Below are 11,721 nucleotides of genomic sequence, written 5' to 3'. Positions count from 1 at the left end.
TTAACGGTACTGGAAACAAGCCTGTAAGACATATACTTAGTACAATCGGAGTTAAAGATGTTACTGTTGTTCCGGAACAGGAAATGCCTGACGGTAATTTTACGACATGTCCTTATCCGAATCCGGAAATCAGAGAAGCTCTTGAACTGGGACTTAAGCTTTGCGATAAGGTAAAGCCGGATCTTCTTCTGGCTACTGATCCTGACTGTGATCGTGTGGGAATTGCGGTGCCGGACGAAAAAGGCGGATATGTTCTTTTCTCAGGAAATGAAGTAGGAGCTATGCTGCTTGAATATATATGCAGTGAAAGAACAAGACAGGGTACAATGCCGAAAAATCCTGTTACGGTAAAAACTATTGTTACAACGGATATTGTAAAGAAAATTGCTGCAAGGTATAATGTTGAAGTAATTGAAGTACTTACAGGATTTAAGTTTATCGGTGAGCAGATCGGTATTCTTGAAAGGAATAATGAAGCTGACAGATTTATTTTCGGATACGAGGAAAGCTATGGCTATCTTGCGGGAAGCTATGTAAGAGATAAGGATGCAGTTGTAGCGTCAATGCTTATCTGTGAAATGGCAGCTTTTTACAGAACTAAGGGCATTTCACTTTTACAGGCACGTGAAAATATGTATAAAACTTATGGAGTTTTTGCACATTCTCAGCAGAGCTTTACTTTTGAAGGCGAAGCAGGAATGGAAAAGATGAGCAGTATTATGGGAGGACTTCGTGAAAATCCTCCGGCTGAGATTGCTGGTCTTAAGGTTATAGGTTTTGATGATTACCTTGAGAGTGTTTCTCTAAATATTGAAACTGGTGAGAAGAAGACAATTGAACTTCCTAAGTCAGATGTTCTTGCGTTCAGACTTACAGACGGTGCCGGTGTTATTATCAGACCATCCGGTACAGAGCCGAAAATAAAAGCTTATTATACAACAACCGGAAACTCTCAGGAAGAAGCATCGGCTTTAGAAAATAAACTTCAGGAAAGCTTTACTAAACTTATCAAATAAATATTTATGTATTATCCCGGATATTTCCGGGATTTTCTTCGGAAAAAATAATTCGAAAAGAAAATTATATAAAACCGTTGACAAGTTATATAAACAGTGCTATAATATTAATAAAAGGAGGGGACAAAATTGAAAAAGAGCGTTTATAGTCTGGTGCTGGCAGATGATGTTATAGAAGCTATTGATAATCTGGCATATCAGATGAATACAAGCCGGTCGAATCTTATAAATCAGATTCTGGCGGAGCATGTTTCGTATATTACTCCTGAACGGCGGATAAAAAATATTTTTGACTGCGTCCGGACTATGATGGATAATAATTTTCAGGTTCAGGGACAGGCGTCGGACGCCATGTTGTCCATACGCAGTCCGCTGAGATTCAAGTATAAGCCTACGATCAGATATCGTGTTGAGCTTTTGAAAGAAATTGAAAACAGTACATTTGGTTTTTTGTCTGTTTCGTTCCGTACTCAGAGCAGTCAGCTTATTGAAGCTCTGAATTCTTTCTTTCAAATATGGTATTCAATGGAAAAGGAATATATAGGAAGGTATTTTGAAGGCGGTGTTGAATATGAATATTCAAGTGGAAAATTTATACGGCATCTTAAATTTCCGGATAATACCGTTAAAATAGAAGCTGAAAAACTCGGCAGAGCAATCGGTGAATATATACGGCTGCTGGATTCGGAAATTAAAATTTTCTTTGATAATCTGGATTTTCCGGAATTGGCAGTTAAAAAAATGGAAAACATCTATAATGAAAATATAAAAAATATGATGATAATTTAAGGAGGACAAACTATGAATGCACAAAAATTCACTCAGAAATCTCTTGAGGCAGTTCAGGCTGCACAGGATACGGCTATTGAATATCAGAATAATGCTATTGAGCCTGAGCATCTTGTATATGCTCTTCTGAATCAGGAAAACGGTCTTATTCCGCAGCTGATGACAAAAATGAATGTAGAAACGCAGTCTATCAGTAATTCTGTCCTTTCAGTAATTTCAGGAATGCCTAAGGTAACCGGAAGCGGAAGACAAAGCGGAACAGTTTATATTTCCTCTGCTGCTGACAGAATTCTTGTTGATGCGGAAAAGCAGGCACAGAATATGAAGGATGAATATGTTTCTGTTGAACATATTTTTCTGGCAGTTATTGATAGCCCTACTCAGAAGCTGAAAGAAATTTTCAAGGTATTTTCAATTGATAAAAATAAATTTTTACAGGTACTGATGAATGTACGAGGAAATGCAAAGGTTACAAATCAGAATCCTGAGGAAACCTATGATGTGCTGTCAAAATACGGTCAGGAGCTTGTAGAACTTGCACGAAACAATAAGCTGGATCCGGTAATTGGAAGAGACAGTGAAATCAGAAATGTTATAAGAATTCTTTCAAGAAAAACCAAGAATAATCCGGTGCTTATCGGTGAACCGGGTGTTGGTAAAACAGCGATTGCTGAAGGTCTGGCACTGAGAATTGTTGCCGGAGATGTTCCGGACAGCCTTAAAGACAGAAAAATTTTCTCACTTGATTTAGGCTCACTGGTTGCAGGCGCTAAGTACAGAGGTGAATTTGAGGAACGACTCAAGGCAGTTCTGGCAGAAATCAAAAAGAGTGAGGGTAAAATTATTCTGTTTATTGATGAACTTCATACAATTGTCGGTGCTGGTAAAACCGACGGTGCTATGGATGCCGGAAACCTTCTGAAACCAATGCTTGCAAGAGGTGAACTGCACTGTATCGGTGCTACAACCCTGAACGAATACAGACAGTATATCGAAAAGGATGCCGCATTGGAAAGACGTTTCCAGCCGGTTATGGTAAATGAACCAACTGTTGAGGATACTATTTCAATTTTAAGAGGACTTAAGGAACGCTATGAGGTTTTTCACGGCGTTAAGATTCATGATCAGGCTTTAATTGCCGCTGCAACATTGTCTGACAGATATATTACTGACCGTTTTCTGCCTGACAAGGCAATTGATCTTGTAGACGAAGCCTGTGCAATGATAAGAACTGAAATTGATTCTATGCCGTCAGAACTTGATGAAATTTCCAGAAAAATTGTTCAGCATGAGATTGAGGAAGCTGCACTTAAAAAGGAAGATGATAAAATTTCTGCGGAACATCTTGCGGAAGTTCAAAAAGAACTGGCTCAGATGAGAGATCAGTTTAACAGTATGAAAGCAAAGTGGGAAAATGAAAAGAATGCTATAACAAAGGTTCAGAAGCTCAGAGAGGATATTGAACAGGTTAATGCTGATATTGCAAAGGCAGAGCGTGAATATAACCTTAACAAGGCGGCTGAACTTAAATATGGCAGATTGCCGGAACTCCAGAAGGAACTGGAAGAAGAAGAGGTTATTGCTGAAAAAGCAAAATCAGGCGATTCACTTTTAAGAGATAAGGTGACTGAAGAAGAAATTGCCAGAATTATATGCCGCTGGACAGGTATTCCGGTTTCAAAGCTTATGGAAGGCGAACGTGAAAAGCTTTTGAATCTTGAAAATATTCTTCACAACAGAGTTATCGGACAGAATGAAGCGGTTGAAAAAGTAAGTGAAGCAATTTTACGTTCAAGAGCTGGCATTCAGGATCCTAACAGACCTATTGGTTCTTTCCTGTTCTTAGGTCCTACCGGTGTTGGCAAAACAGAGCTTGCAAAGGCACTTGCTGAGGCATTATTTGATGATGAACATAACATTGTCCGTATAGATATGAGTGAATATATGGAAAAGTTCAGTGTGAGCCGTCTGATAGGAGCTCCTCCAGGATATGTAGGATATGAAGAAGGCGGTCAGCTGACAGAAGCTGTAAGAAGAAAACCTTATTCTGTAGTACTCCTTGACGAAGTTGAAAAGGCACATCCTGATGTATTCAATATTCTTTTGCAGGTACTGGATGACGGACGTATTACGGATTCTCAGGGCAGAACAGTTGACTTTAAAAATACTATTATTATTCTTACTTCAAACCTTGGTTCTCCGTATATCCTTGATGGTATTAACGAACAGGGAGAGATAAGTGATGACGCCAGAGAAAAGGTTGATGCACTGTTAAAACAGCAGTTCAGACCGGAATTTTTAAACCGTCTTGATGAGATTGTATTTTATAAACCTCTCACAAAGAATGAGATTTTTGGTATTGTCGATCTTATGATTAACGATTTGAGAAAACGTCTTAAAGACAGTCAGATTGATGTGGAATTTACTGATTCTGCAAAGAACTATATTGTTGATCAGGGATATGATCCAAACTATGGAGCAAGACCGCTCAGAAGATTTTTGCAGCGTAAGGCTGAGACATTAATTGCCAAAAAGATTATTGCTGATGATGTCGCTCCGGACACTATGCTGACTGTGGATTATGATGGAGAAAAATTGTTTGTAAAATAATGTAAATTACTTTTTAAAGGTAATTATAATAAGAAAGGGAGCTTTTCCATGTGAAAAAGCTCCCTTTTATTTGTTGATCGAAATATTTTATCCTATAATACTATTCATGTCATAAAGACCGGCTTTAAGTGATTTTATATATAATGCTGCATTTACAGAACCCTCTGCAAAAACGGTCTTTGAAGCGGCAGAATGTGAAATTGTAATTGTTTCATCATTACCGGCAAAAATCACTTCATGAACACCAACAATTGTTCCGCCTCTTACGGAATGAATGCCTATTTCATTTGCTTCACGCTTTTTACGCTGAGAATGTCTGTCATATACATATTTCATTTCGTTATTTCTGGTTTCATTAATAGCGTTTGCTATCATTAAAGCCGTACCGCTTGGAGAATCAATTTTTTGATTATGATGTTTTTCAACGATTTCAATATCAAATTTGTCTCCCAGAATAGCAGTTGCTTTTTTAGCTAGTTCTACCAGAAGATTTATACCCAAAGACATGTTCCATGAGAAAAATACCGGAATCTGGGAAGAAGCCTTCTTTATTTCTGAAATTTGTTCATCACTGTAGCCTGTGGTTGCAAGAACAACAGGAGTACCGGTTGTCATGCAGTATTCAAGAAGAGAAGTAAGGCATGACGGGTGAGAATAATCAATAATTACATCAGGCTTTTCCGGCAGCTGACCGACAGAACTGTAAATCGGAAAATCAGCATACTGCTGTGTATTAATGTCAATTCCTCCGGTTATTTCGCAGTCGCTGCGGTCTTTGACACAGCGGTATATAGTCTGACCCATTTTGCCGTTGGCACCGCAAATTACAATTTTAGTCATTTTAAAATCCTTTCTGTTTATATTAGCAGAATTATTTGATAAGACCCATTTTTTTCATTGAGTTTTTAAGAGTGTTTATGTGTTCATCCGTCATTTCACAGAGAGGAAGTCTGCACGGACCTGAAGGCATGTTCATCTGGTTCATAGCTTCCTTAACAGGAATCGGGTTAACTTCTATAAACAAATTATTGATGAGTTCCAGATACTTCATCTGAAGCTTTGCAGCCTCTTCACAATTATTTTCAAGACAAAGCTGTGCAAGCTCGTGAGTTTCCTTAGGCATGATATTTGACAGTACTGAAATAACTCCCTTTGAACCAATTGACATCATAGGAACGATAATATCATCATTTCCGCTGTAAACATCCAGCAGATCTCCACACTGTGCAATAAGCTTTGAAGTATAGCTTATATTTCCGCTTGCTTCCTTGACAGCAACAATATTCTTATGCTGTCCAAGAATTTTATAAGTATTGATGTCAATGTTCATTCCTGTACGTCCGGGAATGTTATATAAAATAATCGGTATGTCAACAGCGTCAGCTACAGCTGTGAAATGTGCTATAAGACCTTTTTGTGAAGCCTTGTTGTAATAAGGTGTAACAAGGAGAAGTCCGTCAGCACCTTTTTCCTGAGCAGTTTTTGAAAGCTCTACTGCATATCTTGTATCATTGCTTCCTGTTCCTGCAATAACCGGAATTCTTCCGGCAGTCTTTTCAACTGCAAATCTTATACATTCTATATGTTCTTCATCAGTCATTGTTGACGCTTCGCCGGTAGTGCCGCAGACAATAATAGCATCTGTACCATTAGTGATCTGGTATTCAATATTTTCAGCAAATCCGTCATAATTGATTGATCCGTCAGCGTTCATAGGAGTGATAATTGCAACGCCGGCACCGGTAAAAATAGTATTTTTCATAAATTGCACCCTCCTTATACAAGGTGAATCAGTTTAAACGTAAATAACTTGAAATTAATCAAAGTAACCCTTTGCAGCCAGCAGTTCAGCTAAAAGTACGCCGCCGCCTGCTGCACCTCTCAAAGTGTTGTGTGACAGGCATACAAACTTATAGTCATACTGAGTATCTTCTCTTAAACGTCCTACAGAAACAGCCATACCGCCTTCAAGATTTCTGTCAAGTTTTGCCTGCGGACGGTTATCCTCTTCAAAATAGTGAATGAACTGTTTTGGAGCTGAAGGAAGATCAAGCTCCTGAGGTGCGCCCTTGAATTCAGCCCATTTTGCAAGGATTTCTTCTTTTGAAGGCTTTTTGTCAAAGGATACGAAAACAGCTGCTGTGTGTCCGTCTGAAACCGGAACTCTCAGGCACTGTGTTGTAATTGAAGGTGTCTGTGCATTGACGATTTTGTCGCCTTCAATATGTCCCCATACCTTAAGAGGTTCCTGTTCGGATTTTTCTTCTTCTCCGCCGATAAACGGAATAAGGTTATCAACCATTTCAGGCCATGTTTTGAAAGTTTTTCCGGCACCGGAAATTGCCTGATATGTGCATGCCAGAACTTTTGTGATTCCGAATTCCATAAGCGGATTAAGTGCAGGAACATAGCTCTGAATTGAGCAGTTTGATTTTACTGCAATAAAGCCCTTCTTTGTACCCAGACGCTTTCTCTGGGATTCAATAATTCTGATGTGGTCGTCATTGATTTCAGGTACAACCATAGGAACATCCGGAGTTCCTCTGTGTGCTGAATTATTTGAAACAACCGGAATTTCAGCTTTTGCATACTTTTCTTCAAGAGTTTTGATTTCGTCCTTTTTCATATCAACTGCGCAGAAAACAAAGTCAACAAGACCTGCGATTTTTTCAATATCGTCCACTGCGTTGAGTACTACCATATTTTTCATGCTTTCAGGCATTGGTGTTGTCATTGCCCATCTTTCTCCCACTGCTTCTTCATAAGTCTTTCCGGCAGATCTTGGGGAAGCTGCAAGTGCTGTAACCTTAAACCACGGATGTTTTTCCAGCAATGTTGCAAATCTCTGTCCTACCATTCCTGTTGCGCCGATAATACCTGCTTTGTATTGCTTCATTTTACTAACTCCTTCATTGAAAAAATATATTAAATTTAAAAAAAATTAAAAAAACCGGTTGAAAACCGGCTCATCATACGATATAATAGAAATATTGATATAACAACTATTATATTGGAATTGTATGCTGATAGCCCTCCATCAACGCTGATGACAATCATAATCCTGTTCGGATCATAATCAGAACAGATTTTACCGGGATCTGTCCTTCGGCAGCATTGCCTTTTACGTCTGCATAAAATGTCGGAATGGTTTTCCTGTCAGACGCTACTGATCGCAGCCGCACCTCTACCATAGTTTTTATAATATCATTTTATTCTTGTTATGTCAATACAGTTTTTAAAATTTAGGGGAAGAAAAATGAAAAAATCTGATTTTTACTATGATTTGCCTGAAGAATTAATAGCTCAGACTCCTGTTGAACCCAGAAATTCTTCAAGACTTATGAAAATAAACAGGGAAACGGGTGAAATTGTTCACACCCATTTCTATAATTTATGCAATTACCTGAAAAAAGGTGACTTAATGGTTCTGAATGATTCAAGAGTACTGCCTGCAAGACTTTACGGTGAAAAAGCAGGTACAGGAAGTTTTATTGAATTTCTGCTTCTGGAGCAGAAAGGTGATAAGGTATGGGAAATAATATGCCGTCCGGGGAAAAAAGCAAAAACCGGAACGGAGTTTTCTTTTGGTGACGGAAAGCTTAAGGCGAAAGTCATTGAAGTAAAGGATGACGGCAACAGAATAGTTAAATTTGAATGTGACGGTAATTTTTATTCTGTACTTGATGAAATCGGACAGATGCCGCTGCCTCCTTATATCACCAAAAAACTTGAGGATAAGGAACGCTATCAGACTGTTTACTCAAAAGAGCTGGGTTCTGCTGCTGCACCTACTGCCGGACTTCATTTTACAAAGGAACAGCTGGAAGAAATCAAGGCTATGGGAGTTGATATTGCTTATGTTACACTCCATGTGGGACTGGGAACATTCCGTCCTGTAAAGGAAGACGATATATTGAAGCATAAGATGCACAGTGAACACTACCATTTAAATGAGGAAACAGCAGAAAAAATCAATCGTACAAAAGCAAACGGCGGGCGTGTTATAGCAGTTGGTACTACTTCCTGCCGTACTCTTGAGAGTATGGAGCTTGAAAACGGTCTGGTAAAACCAGGAGATGGATATACGGATATTTTTATTTATCCGGGATATAAGTTCAAGCTGCTTGACGGACTTATTACTAATTTTCATCTTCCTGAAAGTACGCTGATAATGCTTGTTTCCGCATTTTTAGGATACGAAAAAACAATGAATGCATATAAAATTGCTGTTGAGGAAAAATACAGATTTTTCAGCTTCGGTGATGCTATGTGTATTTTATAAAAGGAGACTGTTATGGAACTTTCAGTATTCTTCAAAAGTATTATTGATCAGGATATATGCTCTGTCGTTATATGCAATACGGAACATGAAATAATTTATATGAATCCGGCAGCAGCTGCCAGATATGAAAAAAGAGGCGGATATAATCTGATTGGAAAATCTCTTTTAGACTGTCATAATGAGGAGTCAAATAAGAAAATTAAAAAAGTTATAGAATGGTTCAGTGAAAGTACGAATAACAACAGAATTTTTACGTTTCATAATCATAAGGAAAATAAGGATGTATACATGATCGCACTCAGAAATGATTATGGAAAGCTTATTGGGTATTATGAAAAGCATGAGTATCGTGATTCTGAGACTGAAAAACAATACGGATACATTTTAAAATGAATTAAAAAAATTTTAAAATATCAGTTATGAGGAGTGACTCATGAAAATTAAAAGTGTTAAAAAAATATTTATAATTTTAGGTATTTTGTTTTTTACAATTGGAATTATATTTGTCATTATAGGCGGCGTGGTGCTGGCAAGGAATATATCATTCATGAGCTCTGCCAAAAAGACGAACGCTGAGATAATAAGTATAAACGCAGACAGTTACAGAAAAGATAACAGAGATTATACAAGTTATGATGTCTGGATTGAATATACTGTTGATGGTGACATTCTTGAAGAAAAGCTTAATGAATATAATTCATACATGTATGAAGGCAAAGAAATTGAAGTGTATTATGATCCTGATAATCCGTCAGATGTGAGAATGGAGTCAAATGTATTTGAGTTTATATTCTTAGTGATCGGTGGTATATTTGCAGTAATAGGAGCAGTATTTCTGATAATAGTTATTGTAACCGGACGCCGTGTTGAAAATCTGAAAAAATCCGGTGATAAACTCAGCGGTACAATTACGGATGTTAAAAGGAATTATAGTATTAGAATTAATAACTGTCATCCGTTTAAAGCTGAGTGTAAGGTAATAAATCCCTATGATGGCGAAACATATCTTTATAGTTCTCAAAATATCACTGATGATATAACGGGATTTATCGGTATGACAGTAACTGTTTATGTGGACAGAAATAATAAAAGAAAATATTATGTTGATATTCCGGAACTTATGGAAAAGTACATAGCTGATAATGATATTCACGATTACAGGTGAAAGCCAGAAGGAGAGATAATGTATACTTTAATTAAAAAAGAAGGAAAAGCAAGAAGAGGACAATTTGAAACGGTACACGGTACTTTTCAGACCCCTTGTTTTATGAATGTCGGTACTGCGGCGGCTATAAAGGGAGGTATTTCTTCTCTTGATCTTGTTAATTTAAAATGTCAGGTGGAGCTTTGCAACACCTATCATCTTCATTTGCGTCCTACAGACAAGGTAATAAAAGAAATGGGCGGTCTGCACAAATTTATGAACTGGGACAAGCCTATCCTTACCGACAGCGGCGGATTTCAGGTGTTCTCTCTTGCTAAGCTTCGCAAGATAAAGGAGGAGGGCGTTTATTTCAACTCCCACGTGGACGGTCGGAGGATATTTATGGGCCCCGAGGAGTCTATGCAGATACAGTCTAATTTAGGCTCCACTATTGCTATGGCGTTTGACGAGTGCGTGGATAATCATATGGCGCAGATAACTCCCGATATGGACGAGCAGACCAAAAACAGGATAATCCGCAAGGCTTACGAATATTCGAAAAATTCCTGCGAGAGGACCACTCGCTGGCTGTACAGGTGCAGGGAGGAAATGGCAAGGCTCAATGCTCTCCCCGACACCATAAACAAGCACCAGCTCCTTTTCGGAATAAATCAGGGCTCGGTTTTTGAGGACCTGAGACTGAGGCATATGGAGGAGATAGCAAAGCTTGATATGGACGGCTATGCGGTGGGCGGTCTTGCGGTGGGCGAGCCTACCGAGGAGATGTACCGCATACTTGACGCTGTTGTTCCGGTCATGCCCGAGAAAAAAATTCGTTATCTTATGGGTGTGGGCACTCCGTCTAACATCATTGAAGCGGTGGCGAGAGGTATTGACCTTTTCGACTGCGTTATGCCCAGCCGAAACGCTCGTCATGCTACTATTTTTACATGGAACGGCATCATGCACGCCACAAACAAGTGCTATGAGACGGACTCACGTCCCCTTGACCCGGAGTGCGACTGTCCCACCTGCCGCAATTTCTCCCGTGCATATATCCGTCACCTTTTCAAGGCGGATGAGCAGCTTGCAGGCAGACTTGCGGTGGCTCATAATCTGTATTTCTACAACACTCTTATGGAGAAGATAAGAGATGCTATTGACAATGATGAATTTGACAGCTTCAGAGCGAAGTATTCGGGACTTTTAGCTTCAAAGCTGGAGGATTGAATTGACGTTTATAGTATATCAATAGAACATTCATCAAAATTCTTAAACAGTTCACAAAAAAGGCTGATAATAAAATCTAAAATGTGGTAATATAATATTGCGTTAGGAAATATCCGGAAAGGAAACCAATATGTATAAGCTTGTTATTTTCGATCTGGACGGTACGCTGGTCGATTCTCTGGAGGACTTGGGAAATGCCTGCAACAGTGCATTGCAGAAGTTCGGCTATCCCGTTCACCCGATGGAGAGCTTCCGTTACTTTGTGGGCGACGGAGTGCCTATGCTTATCCGCAGGGCGCTGCCCGAAGAATGCCGCACCGAGGAGAATATTTCAAGGGTCAAGGATGTATTTGACGAGATATACGGGAAAAATTACAATGTTTGCACACGTCCCTATGATGGTATCCCGCAGCTTCTTACAAGACTGAAGGCAGAGGGGATACTTATTGCGGTCGCTTCAAACAAGCCCGATAATTTTACTCAGACCATTGTTTCGGGAATGTTCGGAGACGTTTTTTCCTATGTTTCGGGCAAGAAGGACGGCTTTGAGAAAAAGCCCAGCCCTCAGATAGCTCTTCACATAATGGAAAAGCTTGGCGTTTCTCCGAATGAAACTTGATTTGCGGGAGATTCGGCGGTGGATATGCGGA

10 protein-coding genes, 1 pseudogene and 1 riboswitch are annotated in these 11,721 nt (G+C 39.1%); of the genes and pseudogenes, 8 read left to right on the top strand and 3 right to left on the bottom strand.

Features of this window, described 5'->3' with window-relative positions:
• The 3 genes and pseudogenes from ACI4WO_RS04545 to clpB form a co-directional block, all read left to right on the top strand.
• Positions 1-1,016: pseudogene (locus tag ACI4WO_RS04545) on the top strand (phospho-sugar mutase); the annotation flags it as partial.
• Between the two features lie 129 nt (positions 1,017-1,145).
• Positions 1,146-1,805, top strand: coding sequence for a hypothetical protein (locus ACI4WO_RS04540; protein WP_439806374.1), 660 nt, complete (start codon positions 1,146-1,148; stop codon positions 1,803-1,805).
• Positions 1,806-1,817: 12 nt separating this feature from the next.
• Positions 1,818-4,415, top strand: coding sequence for an ATP-dependent chaperone ClpB (gene clpB, locus ACI4WO_RS04535; protein WP_439806373.1), 2,598 nt, complete (start codon positions 1,818-1,820; stop codon positions 4,413-4,415).
• 87 nt (positions 4,416-4,502) lie between these two features.
• Here clpB and dapB read toward each other — a convergent pair whose 3' ends face one another.
• From dapB to asd, 3 genes are read right to left on the bottom strand one after another with little or no spacing between them, the layout of a single operon-like run.
• The gene (dapB, locus tag ACI4WO_RS04530) at positions 4,503-5,255 is read right to left on the bottom strand and encodes a 4-hydroxy-tetrahydrodipicolinate reductase (RefSeq protein WP_439806372.1); all 753 of its coding nucleotides are present in this window, start codon (positions 5,253-5,255) and stop codon (positions 4,503-4,505) included.
• Positions 5,256-5,286: 31 nt separating this feature from the next.
• Positions 5,287-6,177 carry a 4-hydroxy-tetrahydrodipicolinate synthase gene (gene dapA, locus ACI4WO_RS04525; protein WP_439806371.1) on the bottom strand — a complete coding sequence of 297 codons (891 nt, stop codon included), beginning with the start codon at positions 6,175-6,177 and terminating at the stop codon, positions 5,287-5,289.
• A 54-nt stretch (positions 6,178-6,231) separates the two neighbouring features.
• Positions 6,232-7,311, bottom strand: coding sequence for an aspartate-semialdehyde dehydrogenase (gene asd / locus ACI4WO_RS04520; RefSeq protein ID WP_439806370.1), 1,080 nt, complete (start codon positions 7,309-7,311; stop codon positions 6,232-6,234).
• A 123-nt stretch (positions 7,312-7,434) separates the two neighbouring features.
• Positions 7,435-7,610: riboswitch (Lysine riboswitch) on the bottom strand.
• 61 nt (positions 7,611-7,671) lie between these two features.
• On the opposite strand from asd, the gene queA reads away from it, so the two are divergent.
• The 5 genes from queA (at position 7,672) to ACI4WO_RS04495 (ending at position 11,690) form a co-directional block, all read left to right on the top strand.
• Complete coding sequence (gene queA / locus ACI4WO_RS04515; protein WP_439806369.1) at positions 7,672-8,697, top strand: tRNA preQ1(34) S-adenosylmethionine ribosyltransferase-isomerase QueA; 1,026 nt, start codon at positions 7,672-7,674, stop codon at positions 8,695-8,697.
• A 12-nt stretch (positions 8,698-8,709) separates the two neighbouring features.
• Entirely contained in the window at positions 8,710-9,090 is a 381-nt protein-coding gene (locus ACI4WO_RS04510) for a PAS domain-containing protein (protein WP_439806368.1), read from the top strand.
• 40 nt (positions 9,091-9,130) lie between these two features.
• Positions 9,131-9,862 carry a DUF3592 domain-containing protein gene (locus ACI4WO_RS04505; protein ID WP_439806367.1) on the top strand — a complete coding sequence of 244 codons (732 nt, stop codon included), beginning with the start codon at positions 9,131-9,133 and terminating at the stop codon, positions 9,860-9,862.
• Positions 9,863-9,880: 18 nt separating this feature from the next.
• Positions 9,881-11,071, top strand: a complete 1,191-nt coding sequence (gene tgt, locus ACI4WO_RS04500; protein ID WP_439806366.1) for a tRNA guanosine(34) transglycosylase Tgt — start codon at positions 9,881-9,883, stop codon at positions 11,069-11,071.
• A gap of 130 nt (positions 11,072-11,201) precedes the next feature.
• Entirely contained in the window at positions 11,202-11,690 is a 489-nt protein-coding gene (locus tag ACI4WO_RS04495) for an HAD family hydrolase (protein ID WP_439806365.1), read from the top strand.
• The last annotated feature ends 31 nt before the right edge of the window (positions 11,691-11,721 follow it).

It is taken from the genome of Porcipelethomonas sp. (assembly GCF_051893655.1).
Lineage (GTDB): Bacteria > Bacillota > Clostridia > Oscillospirales > Ruminococcaceae > Porcipelethomonas.
This window is presented reverse-complemented; position numbering and strand designations above follow the sequence as displayed.

Coding starts and splice junctions, on each gene's coding strand:
- asd (WP_439806370.1), bottom strand. CDS start 7,311: ATGAAGCAATACAAAGCAGGTATTATCGGCGCAACAGGAATGGTAGGA.
- queA (WP_439806369.1), top strand. CDS start 7,672: ATGAAAAAATCTGATTTTTACTATGATTTGCCTGAAGAATTAATAGCT.
- ACI4WO_RS04510 (WP_439806368.1), top strand. CDS start 8,710: ATGGAACTTTCAGTATTCTTCAAAAGTATTATTGATCAGGATATATGC.
- dapB (WP_439806372.1), bottom strand. CDS start 5,255: ATGACTAAAATTGTAATTTGCGGTGCCAACGGCAAAATGGGTCAGACT.
- ACI4WO_RS04505 (WP_439806367.1), top strand. CDS start 9,131: ATGAAAATTAAAAGTGTTAAAAAAATATTTATAATTTTAGGTATTTTG.
- dapA (WP_439806371.1), bottom strand. CDS start 6,177: ATGAAAAATACTATTTTTACCGGTGCCGGCGTTGCAATTATCACTCCT.
- ACI4WO_RS04495 (WP_439806365.1), top strand. CDS start 11,202: ATGTATAAGCTTGTTATTTTCGATCTGGACGGTACGCTGGTCGATTCT.
- tgt (WP_439806366.1), top strand. CDS start 9,881: ATGTATACTTTAATTAAAAAAGAAGGAAAAGCAAGAAGAGGACAATTT.
- clpB (WP_439806373.1), top strand. CDS start 1,818: ATGAATGCACAAAAATTCACTCAGAAATCTCTTGAGGCAGTTCAGGCT.